Annotated in this window: 21 protein-coding genes and 1 riboswitch; of the genes, 15 read left to right on the forward strand and 6 right to left on the reverse strand. The window is 53.0% G+C overall.

Going from position 1 to position 26,126, the window contains the following annotated elements:
* Nucleotides 1–27 precede the first annotated feature (27 nt).
* Complete coding sequence (locus ACFQ1T_RS03635) at nt 28–1,071, reverse strand: rod shape-determining protein (protein WP_194749035.1); 1,044 nt, start codon at nt 1,069–1,071, stop codon at nt 28–30.
* 128 nt (nt 1,072–1,199) lie between these two features.
* On the opposite strand from ACFQ1T_RS03635, the gene gatC reads away from it, so the two are divergent.
* From gatC to gatB, 3 genes are read left to right on the forward strand one after another with little or no spacing between them, the layout of a single operon-like run.
* Nucleotides 1,200–1,487: an Asp-tRNA(Asn)/Glu-tRNA(Gln) amidotransferase subunit GatC gene (gene gatC, locus ACFQ1T_RS03640; protein ID WP_194749033.1), complete on the forward strand. Its 288-nt coding sequence runs from the start codon at nt 1,200–1,202 to the stop codon at nt 1,485–1,487.
* A gap of 47 nt (nt 1,488–1,534) precedes the next feature.
* A complete protein-coding gene (gene gatA / locus ACFQ1T_RS03645) occupies nt 1,535–3,025 on the forward strand; it encodes an Asp-tRNA(Asn)/Glu-tRNA(Gln) amidotransferase subunit GatA (protein ID WP_379074020.1) in 1,491 nt (496 codons plus the stop codon).
* 1 nt (nt 3,026) lies between these two features.
* Nucleotides 3,027–4,472: an Asp-tRNA(Asn)/Glu-tRNA(Gln) amidotransferase subunit GatB gene (gene gatB / locus ACFQ1T_RS03650; protein ID WP_379074022.1), complete on the forward strand. Its 1,446-nt coding sequence runs from the start codon at nt 3,027–3,029 to the stop codon at nt 4,470–4,472.
* 342 nt (nt 4,473–4,814) lie between these two features.
* Here the strand turns inward: gatB and ACFQ1T_RS03655 are convergent, their stop codons facing one another.
* Nucleotides 4,815–5,222 (reverse strand): hypothetical protein, encoded by a 408-nt coding sequence (locus tag ACFQ1T_RS03655; protein WP_194749029.1) that lies wholly within the window; start codon nt 5,220–5,222, stop codon nt 4,815–4,817.
* A 149-nt stretch (nt 5,223–5,371) separates the two neighbouring features.
* A riboswitch (TPP riboswitch) is annotated at nt 5,372–5,484 on the forward strand.
* Between the two features lie 27 nt (nt 5,485–5,511).
* On the opposite strand from ACFQ1T_RS03655, the gene thiC reads away from it, so the two are divergent.
* The 5 genes from thiC (at nt 5,512) to ACFQ1T_RS03680 (ending at nt 10,717) form a co-directional block, all read left to right on the forward strand.
* Complete coding sequence (gene thiC / locus ACFQ1T_RS03660; protein WP_228518868.1) at nt 5,512–7,392, forward strand: phosphomethylpyrimidine synthase ThiC; 1,881 nt, start codon at nt 5,512–5,514, stop codon at nt 7,390–7,392.
* A 159-nt stretch (nt 7,393–7,551) separates the two neighbouring features.
* On the forward strand, nt 7,552–9,207 hold the full coding sequence (locus tag ACFQ1T_RS03665; RefSeq protein WP_379074024.1) for a hypothetical protein: 1,656 nt from the start codon (nt 7,552–7,554) through the stop codon (nt 9,205–9,207).
* A 110-nt stretch (nt 9,208–9,317) separates the two neighbouring features.
* On the forward strand, nt 9,318–9,833 hold the full coding sequence (locus ACFQ1T_RS03670; protein WP_379074026.1) for a hypothetical protein: 516 nt from the start codon (nt 9,318–9,320) through the stop codon (nt 9,831–9,833).
* Nucleotides 9,834–10,065: 232 nt separating this feature from the next.
* Nucleotides 10,066–10,332, forward strand: coding sequence for a hypothetical protein (locus ACFQ1T_RS03675; RefSeq protein ID WP_379074028.1), 267 nt, complete (start codon nt 10,066–10,068; stop codon nt 10,330–10,332).
* Between the two features lie 97 nt (nt 10,333–10,429).
* Nucleotides 10,430–10,717 carry a hypothetical protein gene (locus ACFQ1T_RS03680; RefSeq protein ID WP_194749024.1) on the forward strand — a complete coding sequence of 96 codons (288 nt, stop codon included), beginning with the start codon at nt 10,430–10,432 and terminating at the stop codon, nt 10,715–10,717.
* Nucleotides 10,718–10,836: 119 nt separating this feature from the next.
* Here the strand turns inward: ACFQ1T_RS03680 and ACFQ1T_RS03685 are convergent, their stop codons facing one another.
* Nucleotides 10,837–11,370, reverse strand: coding sequence for a YaeQ family protein (locus tag ACFQ1T_RS03685; protein WP_313984451.1), 534 nt, complete (start codon nt 11,368–11,370; stop codon nt 10,837–10,839).
* A gap of 165 nt (nt 11,371–11,535) precedes the next feature.
* Here ACFQ1T_RS03685 and ACFQ1T_RS03690 point away from each other — a divergent pair, with 165 nt between their 5' ends.
* From ACFQ1T_RS03690 to ACFQ1T_RS03705, 4 genes are read left to right on the forward strand one after another with little or no spacing between them, the layout of a single operon-like run.
* Nucleotides 11,536–12,195: a TetR/AcrR family transcriptional regulator gene (locus tag ACFQ1T_RS03690; RefSeq protein ID WP_194749021.1), complete on the forward strand. Its 660-nt coding sequence runs from the start codon at nt 11,536–11,538 to the stop codon at nt 12,193–12,195.
* Nucleotides 12,192–13,658: an efflux transporter outer membrane subunit gene (locus tag ACFQ1T_RS03695; protein WP_194749020.1), complete on the forward strand. Its 1,467-nt coding sequence runs from the start codon at nt 12,192–12,194 to the stop codon at nt 13,656–13,658. Before ACFQ1T_RS03690 ends, ACFQ1T_RS03695 begins: the two co-directional genes overlap by 4 nt.
* Before the next feature lie 6 nt (nt 13,659–13,664).
* Nucleotides 13,665–14,858, forward strand: coding sequence for an efflux RND transporter periplasmic adaptor subunit (locus tag ACFQ1T_RS03700; RefSeq protein ID WP_379074031.1), 1,194 nt, complete (start codon nt 13,665–13,667; stop codon nt 14,856–14,858).
* Nucleotides 14,855–17,926, forward strand: a complete 3,072-nt coding sequence (locus tag ACFQ1T_RS03705) for an efflux RND transporter permease subunit (RefSeq protein WP_379074033.1) — start codon at nt 14,855–14,857, stop codon at nt 17,924–17,926. Before ACFQ1T_RS03700 ends, ACFQ1T_RS03705 begins: the two co-directional genes overlap by 4 nt.
* Before the next feature lie 102 nt (nt 17,927–18,028).
* Here the strand turns inward: ACFQ1T_RS03705 and ACFQ1T_RS03710 are convergent, their stop codons facing one another.
* The 3 genes from ACFQ1T_RS03710 to nudB form a co-directional block, all read right to left on the reverse strand.
* Entirely contained in the window at nt 18,029–18,457 is a 429-nt protein-coding gene (locus ACFQ1T_RS03710) for an HIT family protein (protein ID WP_379074035.1), read from the reverse strand.
* On the reverse strand, nt 18,457–19,554 hold the full coding sequence (nadA, locus tag ACFQ1T_RS03715) for a quinolinate synthase NadA (RefSeq protein WP_379074037.1): 1,098 nt from the start codon (nt 19,552–19,554) through the stop codon (nt 18,457–18,459). Before nadA ends, ACFQ1T_RS03710 begins: the two co-directional genes overlap by 1 nt.
* A gap of 75 nt (nt 19,555–19,629) precedes the next feature.
* Nucleotides 19,630–20,085, reverse strand: a complete 456-nt coding sequence (gene nudB, locus ACFQ1T_RS03720) for a dihydroneopterin triphosphate diphosphatase (RefSeq protein ID WP_338655834.1) — start codon at nt 20,083–20,085, stop codon at nt 19,630–19,632.
* Nucleotides 20,086–20,262: 177 nt separating this feature from the next.
* Between nudB and ACFQ1T_RS03725 the strand changes: the two genes are divergently transcribed.
* From ACFQ1T_RS03725 to ACFQ1T_RS03735, 3 genes are read left to right on the forward strand one after another with little or no spacing between them, the layout of a single operon-like run.
* Nucleotides 20,263–21,591, forward strand: a complete 1,329-nt coding sequence (locus ACFQ1T_RS03725; RefSeq protein WP_379074039.1) for a TolC family protein — start codon at nt 20,263–20,265, stop codon at nt 21,589–21,591.
* A gap of 4 nt (nt 21,592–21,595) precedes the next feature.
* On the forward strand, nt 21,596–22,756 hold the full coding sequence (locus ACFQ1T_RS03730) for an efflux RND transporter periplasmic adaptor subunit (RefSeq protein WP_379074041.1): 1,161 nt from the start codon (nt 21,596–21,598) through the stop codon (nt 22,754–22,756).
* Nucleotides 22,757–22,759: 3 nt separating this feature from the next.
* Nucleotides 22,760–25,855, forward strand: a complete 3,096-nt coding sequence (locus ACFQ1T_RS03735) for an efflux RND transporter permease subunit (RefSeq protein ID WP_379074043.1) — start codon at nt 22,760–22,762, stop codon at nt 25,853–25,855.
* Nucleotides 25,856–26,126 lie beyond the last annotated feature (271 nt).

The following is a 26,126-nucleotide window of genomic DNA, read 5'->3' on the forward strand; positions in this document are numbered from 1 at the left end:
TCAGGGTCGCGCCAACTGGGTGCGGATTTATTCGCTAGCGAATACGTTGCCCAGCTTGTCCATTTCCTCAAGTGCGCGGCCACAGCCACGGGCGACACAGGTCAGTGGATCTTCAGCCACGATGACTGGCAAGCCGGTTTCTTCTACCAGCAAACGGTCCAGGTCGCGCAACAAAGCACCACCACCGGTCAACACCATGCCTTTTTCGGCAATGTCTGCGCCCAGCTCTGGCGGCGTTTGTTCAAGTGCGGATTTCACTGCACCGACGATGGCATTCAGTGGTTCAGTCAAGGCTTCAAGAATCTCGTTGCTGGAGATGGTGAATTTGCGTGGCAAGCCTTCAGCCAGGTTGCGGCCAGTCACTTCCATTTCAAGCACTTCAGAGCCCGGGAAGGCGGAGCCGATTTTTTTCTTGATCGCTTCAGCGGTGGGCTCGGAGATTTGCATGCCGTAGTTACGGCGGATGTAGTCAATAATCGCCTGGTCAAACTTGTCACCACCGACGCGCTCGGACTTGGCGTAGACAATGCCGCCCAGTGAAATCACGCCAACTTCAGTCGTGCCGCCACCAATATCGACGACCATGGAGCCGGTGGCTTCCGCCACAGGCATATCGGCACCAATCGCAGCGGCCATCGGTTCTTCAATCAGGAACACCTGTTTAGCACCTGCGCGCTCGGCAGATTCTTTAATGGCACGGCGTTCTACCTGGGTGGAACCTACAGGGACGCAGATGATGATGCGTGGGCTGGGTGAGAACCAGCGGGATTCGTGTACCTTGCGGATAAAGAATTTGAGCATTTGCTCGGTGATGGTGAAGTCGGCGATCACACCGTCTTTCATCGGGCGGATGGCCTGAATGTTGGCTGGCGCGCGGCCCAGCATGCTTTTTGCATCAGAGCCGACAGCCAGCAACACTTTTTTGCCGTTGGGGCCGCCTTCGGTACGAATCGCCACCACTGAGGGCTCATCCAGCACCACCCCTTTGCCGCGTACGTAAATCAGCGTGTTGGCGGTGCCAAGGTCAATGGCAAGGTCATTGGAGAAGTAGCTGTTGATTGAACCGAACATGTTTTATCCTGTGAAAATTCTGACTTTGGTGCTGCCCGCTGGGTGCGGCATAAAATCAAGGTATAATAGCGCAAAACGCACATGAAATTAAGATGTGTTTTCAAAATCTTATAGACAATTAACCACACATGGCACTGAATCTAGATGATATCAAGCGTATCGCGCACCTGGCCCGCATCGAGGTCAGCGACAGTGAAGCGCAAGAAACCCTAAGCAAACTTTCCGGTATTCTGGGGCTGATTGAGCAAATGCAGGCGGTGGACACCACCGGCATCACCCCCATGTCGCACTCGCAAGACGTGACACAGCGTCTGCGTGAAGACGTGGTGACTAAAACCAACCAGCGCGAACTGTTTCAATCCATTGCACCAGCCACGCAAGATGGCTTATACCTGGTGCCCAAAGTCATTGAATAAGCGCTTGCCAGCCCCTGCTTTGACGGTTCATTTTTACGGTTTCCATTATGATAAACAGTAGTTTAAAACAGCTGGGCCAGCAGTTGGCCAGCAAACAAGTTTCCAGCGTGGAGTTGACGCAGGCCTATTTGCAACGGATGGCCAAACTCAACCCCAGCATCAATGCCTATGTCACCATAGACGAACAAAAAACCCTGGCGCAGGCGCAAGCGGCAGATGCACGTATCGCCGCCGGTACAGCCGGCCCGCTCACTGGCATCCCCATCGCGCAAAAAGATATTTTTTGTGCTCAGGGCTGGCGCACCACCTGTAGCTCCAAAATGCTGGAAAACTTCATTGCCCCCTATGACGCGCATGTGATCAGCCAGTTTGATGCGGCCGGTGCGGTCAATCTGGGCAAAACCAATATGGATGAGTTCGCCATGGGCTCCTCCAACGAAACCAGTTATTTTGGCGGCGTCAAAAACCCATGGGACTTTGATCGTGTGCCTGGCGGTAGCTCTGGCGGTTCCGCGGCGGCTGTGGCCGCCCGCTTGTGTGCAGCGGCCACCGGGACAGATACGGGCGGCTCCATCCGTCAACCCGCTTCATTGTGCGGCTTTACCGGCCTTAAACCAACTTATGGCCTGGTCTCCCGTTACGGCATGATCGCTTTTGCTTCGTCGCTGGACCAGGCAGGCCCCATGGCCAAGTCGGCTGAAGACTGTGCGTTGATGCTGAATGTCATGGCCGGGTTTGACGAGCGTGACTCCACCAGCGTGCAGCGCGAGCAAGAAGATTACACGCGTGGCTTGAGCGCCATGCAAGGCACGCAGCCACTCAAAGGCTTGCGGATTGGCCTGCCCAAAGAATATTTTGCCGAAGGCTTGAATGCTGACGTGGCTAAAGTGATTGAAACGGCGATTGCAGAATACAAAAAGCTGGGTGCAGAGATTGTCGAGATCAGCTTGCCAAACAACAATCTGTCGATTCCGGTGTATTACGTGCTCGCTCCAGCCGAGGCATCGAGCAATCTGTCACGCTATGACGGCGTCCGTTATGGTCACCGTGCGGCGGAATACAATGACCTGCTCGACATGTACATGAAGTCGCGCGCAGAAGGTTTTGGTGCCGAGGTCAAGCGCCGTATCCTGATTGGTACCTATGTGCTCAGTGCCGGTTATTACGATGCCTACTACCTCAAGGCCCAGCAAATCCGCCGCCTGATTGCCCAGGACTTTGTGGAAGCTTTCAAGCAATGTGATGTGATCATGGGCCCGGCCGCGCCTTCAGCGGCTTTTAAAGCCGGTGAAAAAACCAGCGACCCTGTCGCCATGTACCTCGAAGACTTATACACCATTGCCGTGAACCTGGCGGGCTTGCCAGGCATGAGCATTCCGGCCGGGTTTACCACCAGCAGTGAGGGCAAGGCTTTGCCGGTTGGTTTGCAGATTATTGGCAATTATTTTGATGAGGCGCGCATGCTCAATGTTGGCCATGCCTATCAACAAGTCACAGACTGGCATACACGCATGCCAGCTGGTTTGGAGAACATCTAACATGCAGTGGGAAGTCGTGATCGGGTTGGAAACCCACGTACAGTTACAAACTAATTCCAAACAGTTTAGCGGGGCCTCCACCACTTATGGGGCGGCGCCAAATACGCAAGCCTGTGAGGTGAGTATTGCGCTGCCAGGCGTGTTGCCTGTGCTCAACAAAAAAGCCGTGGAATGCGCGATTAAATTTGGCCTGGCGATTGATGCCGAAATGGCGCCACGCAGCGTATTCTCACGTAAGAATTATTTTTATCCCGATTTGCCCAAGGGCTACCAGATCAGCCAGTTTGAGCTGCCGGTAGTGGGTAAAGGTCAGCTGACCATTCAGGTCCCAGCGGGCAAAAATACCGAGGCCTATGAGAAGGTGATCAATATCACGCGTGCGCACCTTGAAGAAGATGCGGGTAAGTCTGTGCACGGTGCCGTCGAAGGCATGTCCGGCATAGATTTGAACCGTGCGGGGACACCTTTGTTGGAAATCGTCACCGAGCCCGATATGCGCAGTGCCGCCGAAGCGGTCGCTTATGCCAAGAAGTTACATGAACTGGTGCAGTGGATAGGCATTTGCGACGGCAATATGCAGGAAGGATCTTTCCGTTGCGACGTCAACGTCTCGGTGCGCCCCAAGGGAACTGAAAAGTTCGGTACCCGCCGCGAGATCAAAAACCTGAACTCGTTCAAGTTCATGCAGCAAGCCATTGAGTATGAGACCCAGTGGCAAATCGAAACGCTGGAGGATGGCGGCACCATCCAGCAAGCGACTGTCCTGTTTAATCCGGACACCGGTGAAACGCGTGCCATGCGCACCAAGGAAGAAGCCAATGATTATCGCTATTTTCCTGACCCGGATTTGCTGCCGCTGGAAGTGACTGAGGCCGATAAAGCACGCGTGCGTGCCGAGATGCCAGAGTTGCCACAAGCCTTGCAGGCGCGGTTGGTCAGCGAGTACCAACTCTCTGCTTATGATGCCAGCACATTGACGGCTTCACGCAGCATGGCTGATTATTTTATGGCCACGGTACAAGCAGGTGCCGAGCCCAAACAGGCGGCTAACTGGGTGATGGGCGCGCTTTCTGCCAAGCTCAATGCGGAAGAAAAAACGATTGCTGACAGTCCCGTCTCTGCCCAGCAGTTGGCTGCCTTGCTCAAGCGTATTGCAGACAATACGATTTCCAACAACGCTGCCAAACAGGTGTTTGAAGGCTTGTGGGCAGGCGCGGGTGAAGTAGATGCCATTATCGAAGCCAAAGGACTCAAGCAAGTGTCTGATACAGGCGCGATTGAGGCCATCATCAAAGAGGTGCTGGCGGCGAACCAGGCCATGGTCGATGAGTACAAATCTGGCAAGGAGAAAGCCTTTAATGCGCTGGTAGGCCAGTGTATGAAAGCCTCTAAAGGCAAGGCGAATCCGGCGCAGGTCAATGAGCTTCTCAAGAAGATGTTGGGTTAGTCCCTTAATTGGCAGTTGGATAAAAAAACAAACCCCGCTTTTGGCGGGGTTTGTTTTTTTGACACGACTCTCTAAGCTTGGTGGCTCAGGATTACTTGCAATGCTCTTTGTCGTGATGGTCTTTGCAATGCTCATCTGCAAAAGAAACATTTGAGAATACGGCCATCATTACCAATACTAAAGCTGCGAATTTTTTCATTCTGATCTCCTGTTAGCATTTCAAGTGTAAAGTCATTTGCTGCCTGCGCATGACGACCGTCACACGCATAACTGATTATCGGCTGGCAAGCATCAAACTAAAACTGGATAAACTCGGATTAGCCCCCTCAGTTCATCTATTTACTATTGGCCCAAGGCATGGCAAATCAGCTGCCATGAAATGGTCATAAAGCCGATGGTGGTGAGCACGAAGCTGATGGCAGAATAAACTTTCCATTTGGTTTTGTTCCAGAAGTCGGGATCAAATGCTGCAATCACAAACACGGTCGGGTTGGTAAAGCCGCCGATAGCCACGCACACACAGGCAAAATAATGCAACTCTATGCCTGCGGCCTTGGCTGCGCCATAAAATCCCAGTCCAAACAGGGCCATAAGGGCGTAGTCGACATGGGCGCGTATCATGGTTTTATAGTCCACCAAAAACTCGCCATCTATACCCTTGATCGGAAACCAGCGGGCAAAAGTCATCAGCCATGCAGACAAAATCAACGCAGTGATACAAGCCACTGCACCTATTAATAACACGTTCATATTTTCTCTCCTGAGCCTATTAAAAAATTAACCCGTGATGTTTTTTGGGTCGGGCAGGTGAATTGTAGACAGGTCTGTCTACTTGTCAAGCGCAGGCAGACGCAAAACTTTGTTTTACTTGCGTTATCAGGCGTTTTCCCGCACAATTCGTCCGTTGCTAGGGGTCTGTAAATACTTCATTTTGTGAGGTTTTTGCAGTGAGAGTTACCCTTCGAACCTGATGCGGGTCATACCGCCGTAGGGAATGCAAGTCTTCGCATCCTTACGTCTTTTCTTTTAAGGATGCCTAATGAACGCTATTGATAAGAACATCAAATTCGTCAACGCGGATGCCAAAGTTGACGAAGCTGCTACCAAACCGTTTGCCAAATCGCGCAAAATTTACGTTGAAGGTTCACGCCCTGATATCCGTGTGCCATTTCGTGAAATTTCACTGAGTGATACCCCTTCCAGCTTTGGTGGGGATACCAATCCACCTGTGGTTGTGTATGACACTTCCGGCCCTTACACTGACCCGAATGTAGAGATCGATATCCGTAACGGTCTGCCAGCCTTGCGTGCGCAATGGATTATGGAGCGGGGTGATGTAGAGCAGCTGGATGGCCCGACTTCTGAATTCGGACATCAGCGCCTGGTCGATCCAGAATTGTCACAAATGCGCTTTAACCTGCATCGCAAACCGCTGCGTGCCAAAGCGGGTAAAAATGTCAGCCAGATGCATTATGCGCGGCAAGGCATCATCACACCCGAGATGGAGTTCATCGCCATCCGTGAAAACCAGCGCCGTGAAAACATGAGCGAGCTGCTGCAAACGCAACACCCTGGCCAGAACTACGGTGCCAGTATTCCCCCTGTGATCACGCCAGAATTTGTGCGTGACGAAGTGGCGCGTGGCCGTGCCATTATCCCTGCCAACATCAACCACCCAGAAATCGAGCCCATGATTATTGGCCGTAACTTTTTGGTCAAAATCAATGCCAATATCGGTAACTCGGCGCTGGGTTCTTCCATCTCTGAGGAAGTGGAAAAAATGGTATGGGGCACCCGTTGGGGTGGCGATACCGTGATGGATCTGTCCACTGGTAAAAACATCCATGAAACCCGTGAGTGGATTATCCGTAACTCACCCGTGCCGATTGGTACTGTGCCTATCTACCAGGCGCTGGAAAAAGTGAACGGCAAGGCCGAAGACCTGACCTGGGAAATCTTCCGCGACACGCTGATTGAACAGGCAGAGCAGGGCGTAGACTATTTTACGATTCACGCTGGTGTGCGCCTCGCTTACATTCCAATGACCGCCAAACGCATGACCGGTATCGTGTCACGTGGCGGCTCTATTATGGCCAAATGGTGTCTGGCGCATCATAAAGAGTCTTTCCTGTATACGCACTTTGAAGAAATCTGCGAGATCATGAAGCAGTATGACGTGTCATTCTCGCTGGGTGACGGCTTGCGTCCAGGCTCTATCTACGATGCCAACGACGAAGCCCAATTTGCCGAGCTGAAGACCTTAGGTGAGTTGACCCAGATTGCCTGGAAGCACGATGTGCAGTGCATGATCGAAGGCCCGGGTCATGTGCCTATGCACCTGATCAAGGAAAACATGGACCTGCAACTGGAGCACTGTGGCGAAGCCCCGTTCTACACGCTGGGCCCATTGACCACCGACATTGCGCCTGGCTATGACCACATCACTTCCGGTATCGGTGCGGCCATGATCGGCTGGTACGGCTGCGCCATGCTGTGCTATGTGACCCCGAAAGAGCATCTGGGCTTGCCGGACAAGGAAGACGTCCGCGTAGGCATCATCACCTACAAGATTGCGGCGCATGCCGCTGACCTGGCCAAAGGCCATCCTGGCGCCCAGATCCGGGACAATGCCTTGTCCAAGGCGCGTTTCGAATTCCGCTGGGAAGACCAGTTTAACCTCGGGCTTGATCCTGAAAAAGCCAAGGAATTCCACGATGAAACCTTGCCGCAAGAAGGCGCCAAACAGGCACACTTCTGCTCCATGTGTGGCCCGCACTTCTGTTCAATGAAAATTACACAGGATGTGCGCGACTACGCCGATAAACTGGGGGTGGATGAACAGGTGGCGCTGGAAAAAGGCATGCAGGAAAAAGCCATCGAGTTTGTGAAAAAAGGCGCTGAGGTTTATCAAAAAGTGTAATTTTTTGGTGCCTTAAGCTTTTAAAAACCGGCCTCGTGCCGGTTTTTTTATGGCCAGCAATCTTGTCATTTAGTCCACAAAATGACTGTTTTTTGCGCCATGTCGCCATGGTCAAACGCGCTATAGTTTGCCATCACAATCGCGGTCAGGAGACTGCACATGCCAGACAATCTGCACACCAGTATCGTCAGGGATTTTCGGCAAACTTTGCTGTGGCCCGTGCAATTGATGACTGATCATCTTGTCCCCGGTGCCGTAGATGCGCCCTGGGAAACGCTCAATGCCATCAAGGATTCGCCCTGGGTAGAAATTGAGGACGATTTTTTACACAGCGCCCCGCACTTAAGTGAAACGCGCTATCAAGAATTCGTCACCTTTATGCCTTTTGCCCAGCGTTTTTTGTATGGCGAGGGCAAGCATGGCCATGCAGCTGGCGGCTATGGCGAATCGCCACTGCATATTTTTAGTCGTCAGGATATCCGTGCCGTCCGTATCACCTTGCCAGAGCATGCGACCCCGCTTACTTTGCGCGTTGCGCATATCGAGCTATATTTCTTTTTTGATATTGATGTTGCCATGCTGGCGCTTGAAGTCACTGCCAGTGATCTCGCGCTCAACGACGCTATGGAAATCCTCTACCGTCTGGGCCGCACCTATCCCAATTACTGGGATGATACCGGCGAGGGCGGGCATTGCGCAAAACGGGTGGAGTGGCTGGATCAGCACGATCAGGTCATTGCTGCCTCTGATTATGAAGACAAGGCCCGCTACCTGGCCTTTGTGAAAGAGAATCACGTCCCTTGTGTCTCATTGCACTGGTCAGCACTGATGTCGCCGCTCGTGCAACATTACTCCGGCCAGTCTGGCGAGTTGCGTTACCGTGAAATTGAATATCAGCGCATGCCCTTGATGGCTTATCTGGCGTTTGACGATGTGAGTACACTGTCGCGCGGAGACTTGATCCGGCTGGGTCTGGTTTGCCAGCCCTGGCATTCAGATACCTTGCCGTTTAGTGAGCAGTTTTTGCAAGACTTTGAGCAACAGCATTGCTATGACCGCTACTGGGATGAGGTCCGCCAAGACCCCTGGAGCACCACGCGCATAATGTGTACCGGCCAGAATTTTGTCGTGGTCGGCAGTCATCAGCACCGCGTGTTCAGCAATGACAAAAACGGCATCAAGCGCCATTACCAAAACCAGTATTTTCTATTGTTCTTAATCGCCCATTTTCAAAAAGCGGCCTTGCTGATGCTGTCAGACCGCATGGTGCAAGCCATCAGCCGTCTGAATATGCAGAGTGAGGACTCGGTCAAATCTTTCCGCAGCAACATCCGTCATGTCACGGCCGTGTTTCTGCGTTTTACCCACCGCTACTGGTTTGAAAATGTGTCTGATCAGGCCGTCGCCAAAGACCTGTTTGCCTTGATGCTCAAGCAACTGGATTCGGTCAGCCTGTTTGAGAAAACTCGCCGCCGCATTATGGATATGGCCGAATATCTGGAAGGCGAAGAAATCAAGCGGCAGGCGGATACGGTCGTCCGCCTTACCGTGGTCACTATTCTGGGCCTCATCGGCACCATGACCAGTGGCTTGCTGGGCATGAATTTAATCGACCTGACCCAAACCAGTCTGCTGGAGAAGCTGGCATATTTTGGTATCGTCTTTGTGCCTGTCAGCCTGCTTACTTTTTATACTGTGATTAAATCGCGTCGGCTGTCATTGTTTCTGGATGCGCTTTCTAATGAGAGCACAGGCATGCGCTATAAATTATCAAAACTGGCGCGTGTATGGAGCGGTCAATTAGAGGACCGTTAGTGATTCTGTTGGCGTGAGCCTGTTTCAGCCATACAGGTGTTAAAAAGTGAATCTTCAACGCATTCTTCTATCCATCAATATATTGATGACAATATGGATAGGAGAACACGATGAGACGCAGACTCTATTTTGTTTTACCCAATCTTCACAGTGCTCAGGCCGTGATGAATGAATTACTGCTTGATCGTATTGATGAAAATCACATCCATTTTCATGCCCGGCATGAACATTTGCTAGCGCAATTACCAAAAGCCGGTGCCGTAGAAAAATCCGATGTTCTTTATAGTGCGATGGCCGGGTTTGTCTTTGGCGCAATCGTAGGCTTGTTAAGCGGCTTACTCGCCTGCTTTTTCCCGTGGTGGTTTGGCGAAGTTGCTTTCACCGTGATTCCGTATTGCATGGTCATTGGAGCACTCGCCTGTGCTGCGTGGGCAGCGGCCATCGCGACTGCGGCACCCGGGTATCGCTTGCGTGCCCACAGTCAACAGCTGGAGCAAGGCAATATCCTCATGGTTGTATCCGTCCCATTGCGCAGGTTACGCGAGATCAGGCAGCGCCTGATGCTACGCCATCCTGAAGCCTTGTATGGCGGTGTTTGGCCCGCCGAGCATCGCTTGTTTCCTTGAGCATACCTCTGGTTTGCTGGCATTCACCTGGCGAGCAATCTCAGCGCATTGGTTGCCTAGGCACTTACTTTCAATAGCCATCTAAATAATGATGTATGCCGTTAGGTATATACCAAACTACGTATATCGAGAGATTCTTTCTTGTCTGCTGGCTGGCAAAATGCAAACCATCGTGATTGAGTAAACATGTAAACGAGAAGACATGAATCACATTAACCGTATAAGGAGACACATGATGCGTAAATTTATTTCTGTGGGTTTTATGGTTTCAAGTTTGTTCGTGGCCTCAACGGCCGTGGCATTTGAAAGTGAGAAAAATATTCAAAAAACCGCGCATACACAGCATTTTTTAAGCAAACGGCCTTATGCCACACCTGCCGTGGTGGCTAGCGCAGCGGCTGATCAAGCCTGGGTAGGTGCGACTTTGGTTGTAAATCCTGCATCCGCACAAGCGCAGCAAGTGATGAAAATGCATCAATTGTCCAAACGTGCGTTTTAGTCAGGTAGTTGTCAGGTAACTATGCCACCATAAACCTGACCGTTACTCACCCTAACGGTAAAAACTATTAAAGAATGAGCGATTTAAGGAGCGTAAAATGAGTAAATTGTTATTAGCAGTACTGGTAACATTTGGCTTCATGGCGAATGTTCAAGCAGGCGATACCTCTGACGCTGAGAGTGGTGTACACAATCTGCATCAGAACCACTTCCTCGGCAAGCGGCCTTACAGTAAAGCCCCGCAGGCAAAACAGCAAAGCCCAGAAGATAAATGGGAAGGCACAGGCTTGATCACAGATAACCCGGATAAAGGCCTGGACAAGCACCAGCAAATGCGCCTGAACTTTATTGGCAAGCGCCCTTACATGGGCTCACCGGCAGACTGAATTTAATTGAGTGCTGTTGAGCGCCGGCTGTGCCGGTGCAACAAAAACCCTTCATGTGATCCATGGAGGGTTTTGTTTTTGAGCCTGTGCTCGACAGTTTCCAAGGCGGAAGAAGGATGCTAGGCCTTGAGGATGACGGGAGAGAGCTCAAAACTCCCGTTGTCATGACTCACTAATAATTGCTGATCTTGTATGGTGACGCTCATGCTCAGGCTGCGTGAGGCAGCGGCTGTGAGTGCCTGGGTTTCCGGCAGGTTAAGCACCGTGACATTATCCAGTTTAAGCATGGCTTTTTGGTGTTGCTCCCACCACATCTCTGCACTTCTGCCACCATAAAGCACTTGCACCACTTGCTTGGCTTTTCCGCAGGCTTTGCGAATCTCACGCTCGTCAGGCAGGCCGACGCCTATCCAGCGTTCTATTGCCCCGGTAAGGTCTTTTTGCCAGAGATCCGGCTCATCGTCGTCACTCAGGCCTTTGCCAAATTGCAAGGCTTCATCCGCATAGAGCACAAACGCCAGCAGTCTGACCATCAGTCGCTCTTCTGTTTCCGAGGGGTGCTTGGCCAAGGTCAGCATATGCGTCTGATAGTAATGCCTGTCCATATCCGCAATATTGAGATTGATTTTATAAATGGTGGATTTGAGAGCCATGGCGACTGCCTGCGATTAAAAAGTGCAGCGAGTATAACAAACTAAACTATGCTCTTAAGCGCTTTGTAGCCAGCCAGATACAACAAACTGCTTGCGCTTTTTTAGAATCTTCATAAAATTGAAAATAAAACGTTTTATTTTTATTTTATGGATACGCAGGACGACATGCCTTCTACACGCACAGCCGCTGCCAAACCTAAGGTGGGGCGGCCAAAAACCGGGACAACACAGGAGCGGCACGCCCAATTTCTGGCGCAGGCCCTCGAACTGTTTATGACCGAGGGTGTGGCACGGACCAGTATTGCGCGGATTGCCGCAACCTGTGGCGTCTCGACGCGAACCATCTATGAGCGTTACAGCAACAAGGATGCGTTATTGATCGCGGCGCTCAAGCACATGGTGGAGCAGGATGTGCGTGCCATGACCAATCTTGAGCAGTTAGCCGACCCGTCGCTGGCCACGGTGCTCACGCATATCGGGCGACTGATGTTGAAAAAAGTCCTTGAACCGCGCATGGTGTCCTTTTTTAGAATTGCGATTTCAGAAGTATCACATTTACCGGAGTTGGCGAGGGCAGTCAAAGAAGTGGGGCCGGAGCGCATCTATCAAATGTTGGCAAATATCTTTAAAACGTATGCGGATAAAGGCGAGTTGCCACAACTGAATTTTATGCGGGCGGCTGAGTCTTATTGCGAGCTACTGATCGCCGGCCCTCGCCATAAAGCATTATTCGGGGTGCAAGAAGCAGATTGGGATGCAGAAGCACACATTGCATTTGTGGTGCAGTTATTCTTGAGAGGATTACACGGGATGGAACAAAAATGAAGCAGCCTGTCTTAAAGGTTGCGGTAAACCTGCGTCGCCTGCCGCTATGGTTGGCTGTCGTGTGTTTGCCGCTGGCGAGTTGCTCGGTGATGGATGAATATATCCGCCCAAAACCCAAGGTAGCTACAGAATGGCAAGCGCCGTTGCCGCATGGCGGCAATCTGGCGTCGCTGAACAATTGGTGGGGGCAATTCAACGATCCTGTGCTTGACCATCTGCTCACTGAGGCACAGAAAGAAAGTCCCTCGCTTGAAATTGCGCTGGCCAATATCCGTGTGTCGCGCGCCAATGTCTTGTCTGCCCGTGCGCAAGGGATCCCTGATTTAACCAGCACCGGCAGTGCCACCAAGAGTAAAGGCGGTGGTGGTGGCGCGTTTCCGGCCAGTACCATTGAAGTTGATTCGATTTCACTGGATGCCAGCTGGGAAGTGGATTTGTTTGGCAAGGTGAAAGCCGCCAAGCAGGCAGCCAAAGCGCAACTGGAGTCCAAGAAAATTGCCTGGCACGATGCACGCTTGAGCCTGGCCGCCGAGGTAGCAAATAATTATGTGAATTACCGTGCCTGCCAGGCATCGGTAGACGCCCTGCAACAGGCCTATGACTCTCGTAAAGAGACCGCGCGTTTGACAGGCATTTCTGCCAAGGCTGGTTTCTCCGCTCCGTCAGACCTGGCACTCGCAGAGGCAGCGACACGCGCCAGTGAGTCTACGCTGGATGGGCAGCAAGCCGAATGTGATGGACTGGTAAAAGCGCTGGTGGCGTTGACCAATTTGCCTGAGCCTGAGTTGCGTCAATGGTTGGCGAAAGGCAAAAGCTTGCCAGAGCCTGCCATGTTTGACGTGCAGGCCTTGCCGGCCAGTTTACTGACCCGGCGCCCAGACCTGGCCATTGATGAGCGCAACTTGGCGGAAGCCAGTGCCAATATCGGCGTCTCCAAAGCCCAGATGTACCCTAGCCTGACCCTGACCGGATCGATCGGCTATCGCCGCACCAACTTTAATGGCACGGTGACACGCACCGACTCCTGGTCGTATGGCCCTTCTCTCAAGTTGCCGATTTTTGATGGAGGCACTTTGCGTGCGGATCTGGCAGAAGCGCGTGCCAATTACGATAGCTTGCTGGCAACCTATCAGCAGGATGTGCGTAATGCTGTCAAAGAAGTAGAGCAGGCTTTGGTGAATCTGGAAAGTGCTACCCGCCGCGCTACCTCCGAGCAGGCCAGTGCCCAGCAATATCAGCAATATTTCAAGGCCGCCGAGATCAACTGGAAATCAGGCGGGCTGGATTTATTGTCACTCGAAGATGCCCGCAGGCAAAAAATTAATGCCGAGCTGAACGTTATCACCCAGCAAAAAAACCGTGTGTTGCAGTGGATTGCGCTATACAAGGCATTTGGTGGTGACTGGCTGGAAACACAGGCGACGGTGAAACCCATCATCCTCAAGCCCATGGAAAAAAGGTAAATAAAAATGGCGAGCAGACTGACAAAAAAAACCAAATTCTTAATCATTGCGGCCGTGCTGGTGGGTGTGAGTGCCTGGTTCTGGCAACATCCGCGGCATCAGGCCGAGCTGGCAGAAAAACGTGCTAACCGCGCGGCCGTCAATCAAACTGAAACAGAACATGCGCCGCAGTCAGCGGGCAAGGGCAAAGCCGCCTTGAGCGTGGAGGTCACCCGGCCCGTGAAGGTGCAATGGCAGACGACTCTGATGCTAAATGGCAGCGTCTATCCCTGGCAAGAGGCCCTGGTCAGTGCGGAAATAGCTGGATTGCGCATACAGCAAGTGCTGGCCGATGTCGGCGCGCAAGTGAGCAAGGGACAGTTGCTGGTTGTCTTGGCCGATGAAACCGTCAAGGCGGATTTGCAAAAACAGCTCGCCACGGTTGAAAAAGACAAGGCCGCGCTGGCTGAAGCAAAGAGTAATGCAGACCGTGCGCGTGAAATCAAGGACAGTGGCGCGCTATCGGCGCAAAAAATCAATGAATACATGATTGCCGAGCAGACGGCACGGGCCAATCTCGCCTTGTCCGAGGCGGAGCTGGAGAACCAGAAAATCCGCTTGCGCCAGACCAAAGTGGTGGCGCCTGACGATGGGGTCATTTCATCACGTTCTGCCAATTTGGGGAATGTGGTGTCGGCCGGGGCGGAGTTATTCAGACTGGTGCGGCAAAGTCGTATTGAGTGGCGCGGTGAGGTGAATGCGGATCAGCAAAATGCTTTGCATGCCGGACAAGCGGTCAACCTGAGTTTGCCGGGCGGCAAGAAGGTAGCCGGGACCGTGCGGTTGATTTCGCCGACCGTCGACAACAATACCCGTAATGCGCTGGTGTATGTGGATATCCCCAAAGGCAGTGCCAAGCCTGGCATGTATGTGCAGGGACAGGTGGATATCGGCCAGCAGCAAGGGTTGGCGGTCCCACTGAGTGCCGTCACCTACCGCGATGGCTTTGCCTATGTGTTTGAACTGGCGCCATCCGGGGCTGACGGTATCAGCCAGGTCGCACAGCGCAAGGTACAAACCGGCCGTACCCGCGAGCAGCTGATAGAGTTGCTTGGTGGCGTGGAGGCAGGGGCCTCGCTGGTGCTCAGTGGTGGCGCTTTTCTCAACGATGGGGATAGGGTCAAAATCGTGACGGTGACCAAACCTGAGGCTGCAAAATGAATTTTTCAGCCTGGTCTATCCGCAATCCGGTTCCCGCCATTCTGCTGTTCGTGGTGTTGAGCTTTCTTGGTCTCAAATCACTTAATCAATTAGGCAAACAGAACTTTCCGGATATTGAGCTGCCGGTGATTTCGGTCAGTGCGACGCTGGAGGGCGCGGCCCCGCCACAGCTGGAAACCGAAGTGGCCCGCAAGATTGAAGACAAGATTGCGACCATTGGTGGGATCGAGCACATGACCACCAAAATCACCGATGGCAGTGTCAGCATCAGTGTGCAGTTCACTATAGATACCAACAGTGAAGAGGCGCTGAATCTGGTACGCAATGCGGTTGATAGCGCCCGCTCGGAGTTGCCCGCTGCGGTACTGACGCCTACCGTGTCTAAAGTGACGACCTCCGGCAGCGCGATCCTCACTTTCGTCGCCTCGGCTGACAATATGGATGAAGGCGAGCTATCGTGGTTTGTTGACAACGAAGTGAGCAAGGCCATGCTGGCAGTGAATGGCGTGGGCAAGATTACGCGTACCGGTGGCGTAGACCGCGAAGTGCAGGTTAATCTTGATCCGACCTTGATGGCGGGTTTGGGCGTCAATGTCAGCGATGTGTCTGCACAGCTCAAACGCGTACAGCAGGATGCCTCGGGCGGGCGAGGGGATATTGGCGACAATATTCAGTCGGTACGCACCCTGGGCGCCTTGCATAGTGCGGATGAAGTCCGCAATCTGGATATTCCCATCGGCGATGGTCGCCACATCAAGTTGTCGCAAGTGGCGGAGGTGATTGATACCTATGCCGAGCGCACCACCTATGCGAGCTATGATAGCAAGCCAGTCATCCGGTTTGAAATTACGCGTAGCAAAGGCACCAGTGAGGTGACGGTGGCCAAAGATGTGCGTGCCGCGCTGGAAAAATTCAGGGTCTTGCATCCACAAGTGAAGATTGTGGAGGCCTTTAACATGGTCAAGCCGGTAGAAGATAACTATCACGGCTCCATGCAATTGCTGTACGAGGGGGCATTGCTCGCTATTCTGGTGGTGTGGTGGTTTTTGCGCGACTGGCGCGCCACCATTATTGCCGCCGTCGCTCTGCCTTTATCCATGATCCCGACCTTTGCATTTATGCAATATTTCGGCTTCTCGCTCAATATTCTTACTTTGCTTGCCATGGCGCTGGTGGTGGGGATTCTGGTCGATGATGCCATTGTGGAAATCGAAAACATTGTCCGCCACCTGCGCATGGGCAAATCCCCTTATCAGGCCGCCATGGAGGCCGCTGATGAAATCGGCTTTGCGGTGATTGCCACCACATTTACGCTGGTGGCGATTTTTCTACCCACCGCATTTATGGGCGGTATTCCGGGTAAATTCTTCAAGCAGTTTGGCATTACGGCGGCCATTGCGATCATGGGCTCGCTGGTCGTCGCCCGCTTGTTGACGCCGATGATGTCAGCCTATTTGTTAAAACCGCACCCAGTCAAGGAAGAGCAAATTTCTGGCTTTATGCGCGCTTACTTACGCAGTGTGGAGTGGTGTTTGCGCCACCGCAAAACCGTGGTGCTGGCATTTGTATTGTTCATTGTCGGCTCATTGAGTTTGATGCCACTGTTGCCTAAAGGCTTTGTGCCTTCCTCTGACAGTAGCCAAACCAAGGTCAATATTGAGTTGCAGCCGGGGACCGCGCTGGAACAGACGCGCGAAGTGGTTAGTCTGGCAGAGCAGATCGTCAAGCAGCACCCGGAAGTGAAAGCGGTGTTTAGCGCCGCGGGCACGGCCAGTACCGGTGGGGGTGGCCCCAATGCTTCGCAGAATAGTACGGATGTGCGCAAGGGCAGCCTGGTGATTAGTCTGACGGATCGTAGTGAGCGGCATCAGAAGCAATCCGAAATTGAAGCCGAGTTACGTGAGCGACTCAAGGCCTTGCCTGGCGCACGTGTCAACGTCGGCATTGGGGAATCCGGTGAAAAACTGCAGATCACACTGGCCAGCGATGATGGCATTGCGCTGGGTAATGCCAGCCAACAGCTGGAGCAACAATTGCGTACCTTGAGCGGTGTCGGCAACATCACATCCAGTGCCAGCCTGCAACGGCCAGAGGTGCAGATCATCCCCGATATCGACAAGGCCGCCGAGCTGGGGGTGACGGTAGAGTCGATTGCACAGGTGATTCGCATTGCTACCTCTGGCGACTTCTCCAATACCATGCCCAAGCTCAATTTGCCTCAGCGCCAGGTGCCAATCCGGGTGCGATTGGGTTCCAGTGTACGCACCAGTTTGCAAGAAATTGCCCAACTGCGGGTACCCGCACGCAACGGCAGTGTTAGCCTGGAAACCGTGGCCACCGTTCGCATGGGCAGTGGGCCGCAGCAAATTGACCGTATGGACCGCATGCGTAATGTGACCTTCGATATCGAACTCAACAAGCGTCAGATTGGTGAGGTCATGCGTGAAGTACAGCAGCTGCCCGCCATGCAATCGCTGCCGCCCAGCGTGAAGCAGCTGGAGTCAGGTGACGCCAAACGCATGAACGAGTTGTTTGCCAGCTTTGGCGGCGCCATGGTCATCGGCGTGATGTGCATCTATGTGGTGCTGGTCTTGCTGTTTGGCGACTTTCTGCAACCAGTGACCATCTTGGGGGCGCTGCCCTTGTCACTGGGTGGGGCCTTCTTTGCCCTGCTGGTCACCCACAACAGCTTCTCCATGCCGAGTGTGATTGGGTTGTTGATGTTGATGGGTGTGGTGACCAAAAACTCGATCTTGCTGGTGGAGTACACCATCATGGCCAGAAAAGAGCGCCAGTTAAGCCGGTTTGATGCGATTATCGATGGGTGCCATAAACGTGCGCGGCCGATTGTCATGACCACCATTGCCATGGCTGCCGGTATGCTGCCGATTGCACTGGGCTGGAGTGCGGATCCTAGCTTCCGCGCGCCAATGGCGATTACGGTGATTGGCGGATTAATTACTTCAACCGTGCTGAGTCTGGTGGTGATCCCGGTGCTGTACACCTACGTGGATGATTTACTGGGATGGTTGAGGGGCGTAAGCAGCTGGCTTAAGAAGCATGCTTAGTGCACCCGCACGAAATGGTGATTACGATAGTGATGAGGGTGGGTATGCGTTACAACAGCTGTTGCAACACTAACTCCTAAATATCGAGGAGCTCTTTAAGCTTTAGCTATTGAGCGCACATTCCACTCGCATAGTTACAACGCGTTGTAGGTGATCCCGAACATCCTGTCTCATAGGCTGACTCTCGGAATCCCGCATAGCGCTGCCCCAGTGGCTATTCGGAAAGTGTTTGTCACTCTCGAATCTTGGCAACACATGCCAGTGCATATGCGGCGTTTTATTACCCAGGCTAGCCAGGTTGATTTTATCCGGTTGTATGACTTCCCGCAGCGCTGTTTCGACAGCAAACACGACTTTCATGGTGCGTGCTCGCGCTGCGGGAGGCAGGTCGGTCATTTCTTTGACGTGTGCAATTAATTCCACCCGGCAATAGGCAGGGTAATCTGCGTCGTGCAATAACACTACCCGGCAAAAATCATCCTGCCATAGCAAGTCGTAGGGGGTTGGTTGGCACAGCGGGCAATCACGCATCAGGAAACGGCCAGCATTCTATCCAGTGTGAGTTTGGCCAGTTTGGCTTCATGCGCGGGCACTTTAATCTGGTTGACCACATTACCTTCGGCCAGGTTTTCCAGGCACCAGGCCAGGTGTTGCGGGTCAATACGTGCCATAGTTGAGCATTCGCAAACCACATGGCTCATGAACTGAACCAGCTTGTTTTGCGGTTTCATTTCTTCGGCCAGGCGTGTGACTAGGTTCAATTCGGTGCCTACCAGCCATTTCGTCCCAGGCTCGGCTTCACTCACGGTACGCAAGATGTATTCTGTAGAGCCAACATAATCTGAGTTAATGCAGACCTCAAACGCCGTTTCCGGGTGAGAGATGACTTTGCCATCTGGATGCTGGGCACGGAACTGGTCGATATTCTGTTTGCGGAACATCTGGTGTACTGAGCAATGACCTTTCCACAGCAGGATTTTTGCGTCTTTGATTTGCTGTTCGGTCAAGCCGCCCATGGGCAGATCTGGATCCCAGACAGGCATTTGCTCTAATGGGATACCCATTTTGTAGCCGCTCCAACGGCCCAGATGCTGATCCGGGAAGAACAGGATTTTTTCGCGCTGGCTGAAGCCCCACTCCAGGATTTTGGGGGCATTGGTGCTGGTGCACACAATGCCGCCATGTTCACCACAGAAGGCTTTCAGGTCCGCCGCGGAGTTGATATACGTGACCGGTGTGATGGTTTCATCAAAATCAAGGACTTTGCTGAGTTCGCGATAGCTACGCTCAACCTTGGCCAGATTGGCCATGTCTGCCATGGAGCAGCCTGCGGCCAAGTCTGGCAAGATCACGACCTGATCCGGGCGGCTCAAGATGTCAGCCACCTCGGCCATGAAATGCACACCCAGAAAGACGATGTATTCTGCATCCAGGCTGTCACAATATTTAGACAGTTTCAGTGAGTCACCAGAGTAATCCGCATGGCGGTAAACACTCTCGTGCTGGTAATGGTGGCCCAGAATCACCAGTCGCTTACCCAGCTTTTCGCGGGCAGCCAGAATACGGGCCTGACAGTCATCGTCTTTGGCCGACTGGAACTTTTCAAATTTGATAGTGGCGGTTTGCATGGTCATAGCCATTAGTTGAGGGTAAAACGCTATTTTACAACCGATGTGGATTTATCCCAATTGCAAAGCTGGCAATTACAGTGTTAAACGGTGTTTTTCGCCCAGCCGTTTAAGGGCATCCACATTGGTCCAGCTGAAGACTTTTTTAGCCGCTTGCCGCCAGTCCACCCATTCATAGCGCGTGTGTTCGTCTGGCGCCAGCGTGACTGGCTGAGGCTCTGGCAGACACAAGCCAAACAGGTGCTCGGTGTTTTGCATGACGCCGGGCGCATATCGGTGACGCCAATGCGGATAGATTTCATACACATTGCTGGCGTGCCAATCTTCAAAGTCGTAAGCCAGCGCGTCCAGGCCGGTTTCTTCCCGCACTTCGCGGATCGCTGCCTGATAGGGCGATTCTTCTGCTTCTATGCTCCCGGTCACTGACTGCCAGTATCCCGGTTTGTCCGTACGCTCCATCAACAGTACTTGCAAATCTGGCGTATGAATCAACACCAATGCGGAAACGGGAATCTTGAAATGTTGTGTCATAAGGAGGATTGTCTATAAAGCCCGCGGCCTTGTCCATGGCTGTCGGTGTTTACAATAGACTCTTTTTTGTCAGGATGCGTTCAGTGAAAGATTGTCGTAAGCAGATAAGCCTACTATGATAAGGATAATCAGGTGTATACCATAAAAATTTAAGTGATGAGCACAGGGATAGGTGTTATGTTGAGGCGTCAGCAGGGCTGGCTTTGCGTGTTGCTGATGGTCTGTTTTGAGGCGGTTGCGGATTCCGGTGTCGCTCCAGCAGTTGCATGGGACCAGCTCAGCCTGCAACAGGCGGAACTTGTGTTTGCAGGCAATAACCGTGATCTGCTCGCTGCCAAGCGGGCGATTGAAAGTGCAGAAGCCGATACCCTGATTGCTGGCCAAAAACCAAACCCGGTCTTGTCACTCGGCCTTTCCAGTCTCAACCTCAATCGCGGCCAAGGCAATAAAAACCAAAACGGCAAACGAGACCTGTTGGATCAAACCTATAACTCGGCGGTGCAGGTCACTCAGTTGTATGAGCGTGGTGACAAGCGGGCACTGCGTTCTGCCGTGGCGGAAAGTGCGGTCAAAGCGAGCCGGCTCGACCTGGGGGAAACCTATCGTCAACAGGCGTTGGCCATGGCCAATGCCTATTTTGATCTCAAACTTGCCCAGGAAAGTCTGCTCATTCAGCAGGCGAATGTCAGTAGTTACGAGAAAACACTGCAGGCAGCGCAATTGCGTCTGAAAGCAGGCGATGTGGCGTCGGCCGATGTAGCGCGCATCCGGGTAGATGCCCTGCGGGCCAGCAATGATTTGCGCCAGGCTGAGGCGACTGTGCAAAAAGCGCAAGCCATGCTGGCTTACTTGCTTGGCAAGGATCAGGATGCGAGTAAGCTCCGTGTGACGGACCCCTGGCCCGCCCTGATTACAGAGCCCTCGGCCAATCCAGCGGCTGAGAAAGACACTGGCTGGTTACCACAACGTCCGGATGTGAAGGCTGCTGAAGCGCGCATGGAGCAGGCCCAGCAGACCAGAAAGCTTGCGGAGTCGCTCAAGGTCAGAGATTTTACCTGGTCGTTTGCTTACCAGCATTTTCCCGGGCAGGAGCCTGGATCGGCACCAGATACCATAGGCGCTTCATTGAGTATTCCTTTGTTTACCAATTATCAGTATGAGGGCGAGGCCGCACGGGCTGAAGTTGGCTATACCAGTGCAATCGAGGCCAGAGAGCGTGTGCAGGCGGCGGCGATTGCCGAAATGAGGCAGGCCAAAGCAGATTTGGATGCCGCGATTGATAAAAATCGACGTTTTGACCAGAGCATTCTGCGTGAAGCGCAAAACGCAGCAGATGCGGCAGAGTTTGCTTACAAGCATGGCGCCATGAATGTCATGGATTTGCTCGATGCCAGACGTATTTTACGCACGCTCCAACTGGAGGCAGTCAGCGTCAAAGCTGATTATGCCAAGTCCTTATCCGCCTGGTTAGCGGCCACCCGCCAGGCATTTGTCTATCAAGAATAATTTTATGATGCGCTCATTCACTTCCATGGCTTCCCCCCCTGCTACCGTCAAGGCGATGCGCCAGATCGTATTTATCTTGTGCGCGATAGGGATTTGCATGGCTTCAGCCATGGCTGCAGACAAAAATGCCCGAGTGCCCGCGCAACCAGCCAACCAGATTGTACTGACGTCGGGTTCGCCACAATTAAACAGTCTCAAAATTGAACCCGTCACCGAGATCCCGGTGCCGGTGACCGAGCCCCTCAACGGCAAGATTGTGTTTGATGAAAACCGGACAGCACGGGTGTATTCGCCAGTGGCCGGACGAGCGCTGAATATTCAGGCACAAGTCGGCGAAGCCGTGAAAGCCGGTCAGCCCTTGCTGGTGATGGACTCGCCGGATGTGGGGGCGGCGGTCGCGGATGTGCGCAAAGCACAGGCAGATTTGGGACTCAAACAACAGTCGCTGGAGCGTAGCCGCATGCTGGTTGAAGGCGGGGTGCTGGCCAGAAAAGACATGGAAGTCGCACAGGCGGACTGGGCGAGTGCGCGTGCAGAACATGAGCGCGCGATGGCGAGGTTGAAAAACCTGCGGGTCTCGACCGGGGCAAGTGATCGCTATGTCGTGCGCTCGCCAATCGCGGGGGTGGTGGTTGACCGGAAAGTGAATCCCGGTAGCGAGGTCCGCCCCGATGCGGCAGATCCTTTGTTTTTGATCACGGACCCCAGCCACGTCTGGGCCAGTATCGATTTGCCAGAGCGGGACTTGAGCCGGATTTCTCAAGGGCAAAAGCTCAGTGTCCAGGTGGATGCCTATCCTGACGAGGTGTTTGACGGCGAAATTAAAACAATAGGCATCATGGTAGACCCGACCACGCGCCGGATTCCTGTGCGTTGCCTGCTCGACAGCAAAGGCAAGCTCAAACCAGAAATGTATGCGCGCATCACGCCGCTGGATACCAGCCAGCATCGCGTCATCCGCGTGCCCAACAGTGCCCTGATTACCGAGGGACTCTACAGCTATGTCTTTGTAGAAGAGCAGCCCTTGCATTTTAGCAAGCGTAAAGTCGTGCTGGATTTACAACGGCGGGAATATGCCACCGTGAAAACCGGCTTAAACCCGGGTGAGCGCATCGTGACCAGCGGCGCCATTCTGCTCAATTCAGATTTGTCCGTGAGTAAATAGGCGATGTTAAAAGGCTTGATCACCTTCTCACTGCAACAGCGTGTATTTCTGCTGATTGGCGCGGTTGTGCTCATGATTTTTGGCTGGTTTGCGGTGCAAAACCTGCCAATTGAAGCGTTCCCCGATGTTGAAGATGTGCACGTGATTATCGTGACACAATCGCCGGGCATGGCGCCAGAAGAGGTCGAGCGCGTCGTTTCACTGCCGATTGAGCATGGGATGAGCGGGGTGCCGGGACTGGCACAAATCCGTTCGGTGTCTATTACCGGGCTCTCCGTGGTCACCCTCACTTTTGCCGAGCGCACGCAAGATTATTTTGCGCGGCAGCAGGTGTTAGAGCGTTTACAAGGGGTGAGCTTGCCCATCGGCTTGCAACCCACGCTGGCACCGCTGACGACGGCGGTGGGGGAGGTTTACCGCTATTTGGTTGAAGCACCGGCAGAGATGCCGCAACGCGAAATCCGCGCTATCCAGGACTGGAAAATTATCCCGCAATTGCGCATGGTGCCAGGGGTGGCCGATATCACCAGTTTTGGCGGGACGGTCAAGGAATACCAAATCAAGCTGGATCCTTACCGCTTGAAAAAGTTTGATGTGAGTATTGATCAGGTTAACCAGGCGGTCAGCAACAACAGCAGTAACGTGGGTGGCGGACTCATGCACAGAGGCGACGAGTCGCTGGTGGTGCGTGGCATAGGCCTGTTTCGCAGTCTGGATGATATTGCGCAATCCGTCGTGGATACGCGGGATGGCAAGCCGATTCTGGTCAGCGACCTTGGTCAGGTGGTGATTGGTGACCGCCCCCGTTCGGGCATCGTTTCCTTTAATCAGCAGGATGACATTATTGAAGGCATCGTGCTGATGACCAAGGGCCAGAATGCCGCCAAAGTGATCGACGCCTTGCGCGAGAAGGTGGATCTGGTCAATCAGACCCTGCCGCCCGGCGTCAAAATCGTGCCTTTTTATGACCGCACCGGCCTGGTTCACCACACCGTGCATACCGTGGCAGAAAACCTGATTGTCGGCGCATTGCTGGTGGTGACGATTTTGGTAGTGTTTTTGCGCAACTGGCGCGCCGCCCTGATTGTGGCTTCGGTGATTCCGTTATCCCTGTTATTTGCCTTTATTGTCATGGATTTACGCGGTGTCTCCGCTAACCTGATCTCGCTCGGGGCGGTAGACTTTGGCATTATTATTGACAGTGCAGTGGTGCTGGTAGAGGCGCTGATGGTGCGCCTGGCGGTGGCTGAGGTGGATAAAACACAAGGCAATATGGGGCTGGCCTGGCGCATGCAGACGCTTAAAAGCACGGCGATTGATATGGGGCACCCGATTCTGTTCTCCAAAGCCATCATCATCACTGCCTTTTTGCCGATTTTTACCTTTCAACGCGTAGAAGGAAAAATTTTCTCGCCGATGGCATTCACCTTGAGTTTTGCCTTGCTGGGCGCCATTATCCTGACTTTGACGCTGGTGCCAGCCTTGTTGTCATACACCATGAAGCGTGAGGATATGGCGGAAAAGCACAGCCACTGGATGCAAAGCTTGCAAAATGCCTATCGTCATATTTTGCTTAAAACCCGCAAATGCCGCGCATGGGTAGTCATTTTATCCGGGGGCATTTTGGTTATATCCGTGCTCTCTGCGCCCATGTTAGGCTCGGAATTCCTCCCCAAGCTGGATGAAGGCAATATCTGGCTCACCGTTGATTTGCCACCCTCGGCTGGCCTGGAAAAAACCAAAGAGATCGAGCGAGAAATCCGCAAGATTCTGAATAGCTACCAAGAGGTGAGGTTGGTGGTGTCGCATGTCGGACGGCCAGATGACGGCACCGACCCTAAGGGGCCTTATCACATGGAGATTCTGGCTGATCTCAAGCCGCACAGCGAATGGAAGTTTGCCGATAAGGAATCGCTGATCAAGGATATGTCGCGCCGTATCCACGAGATTCCGGGCGTGCCCACCAACTTTTCGCAAGTGATTCAGGACAGTGTGGAAGAGGCGTTGTCTGGCGTGAAAGGTGAAATTGCAGTCAAGATTTTCGGCCCGGATTTAACGATTCTCGAGCAGAAAGCGGCAGAGGTGGTCGATGTCATTAATCACGTGCGTGGCGCAACCGATGTGGCGGCAGTCCGCATTTCAGGCAACTCTGAGCTAGATATCACGCTTAATCGTGCCCAATTATCGCGCTATGGCCTGATGGCGGGCGATGTTAACAATACGGTACAAACCGCGTTGGCTGGCAATCCGGCGAACACATTTTACGATGGCGACCGGCATTTTGATGTCACTTTAAGGCTGGACAGGCCTTTCCGCGATTCTGTGGATGATATTGACGAGTTACCGATTGCCTTGCCAAATGGAAACGGCAGCATCCCGCTCAGCGAGGTAGCCGAGGTGACCATCAAGGAAGGGGCTTCACGTGTCAGCCGCGAATCAGGCTCCCGTATTGTCTCGATCAAAGCCAATATTACAGACCGCGATCAGGGCAGCTTTGTGCAAGAAGCCATGCAACAGGTCAAGGCACAGGTCAAGCTACCGCCTGGCTACAGCATGACCTGGGGCGGGCAATTTGAAAACCAGCAACGGGCCATGAAGCGGCTGATGGTAATTGTGCCCTTGTCTGTGTTGTTGATTTTTATCTTGCTGTTTTGGGCATTCAAGTCGGTCAAAAATGCTTTGCTAGTGTTGCTGATGATTCCATTTACGCTGGTGGGCGGCCTGGCCGGACTGGCCGTGGCCGGACTGCATTTGTCCGTGTCTGCCGCCGTCGGTTTTATTGCGCTGGCCGGCATTTCGGTGCAAAACGGGGTGATCATGGTCGAGCAGATCAAGAGTTTGATGCGCGAAGGCAGAGAACTGTCAGAGTCGGTGATTGAAGGGGCGGTTGCCCGCTTGCGCCCGATATTGATGACGGCCTTGATGGCCGGGTTGGGCTTGATGCCAGCGGCGCTCTCGCATGGCATTGGCTCCGAAACCCAGCGGCCGTTTGCGGTGGTGATTGTCGGTGGTTTAATTACCGCGACCTTGTTCACACTGTTGTTGTTGCCTTTGTTGTTCCCGCTGTTTTCCGACCTGCGCCGTCCGCGCGCTGCATAACCACCAATTTGGTTCAATGAAACCAGATTGGTGGTTGATATCAATCAGTTCTTGTGGGCGAGTGCGCCCAATGTCTAGATTTATTCAATTAAAATCAAGTGCCTGGACTGTTTAAATGATTTGGCACAAATCATGCATACGTGAATAAGTGTAGTGGAATTTAATCGCAATGGCAGTTAACAACAATCACATGCGAGTTTCCCGACTATCCTTTCCCGAGGATATTGCTTGTCCCAAGCTGAAATGGCTTGGGCTTTTTTTTGCCGGTGGC

Origin of the sequence: Methylophilus glucosoxydans (assembly GCF_042676145.1) — a bacterium.
GTDB lineage: Bacteria > Pseudomonadota > Gammaproteobacteria > Burkholderiales > Methylophilaceae > Methylophilus > Methylophilus glucosoxydans.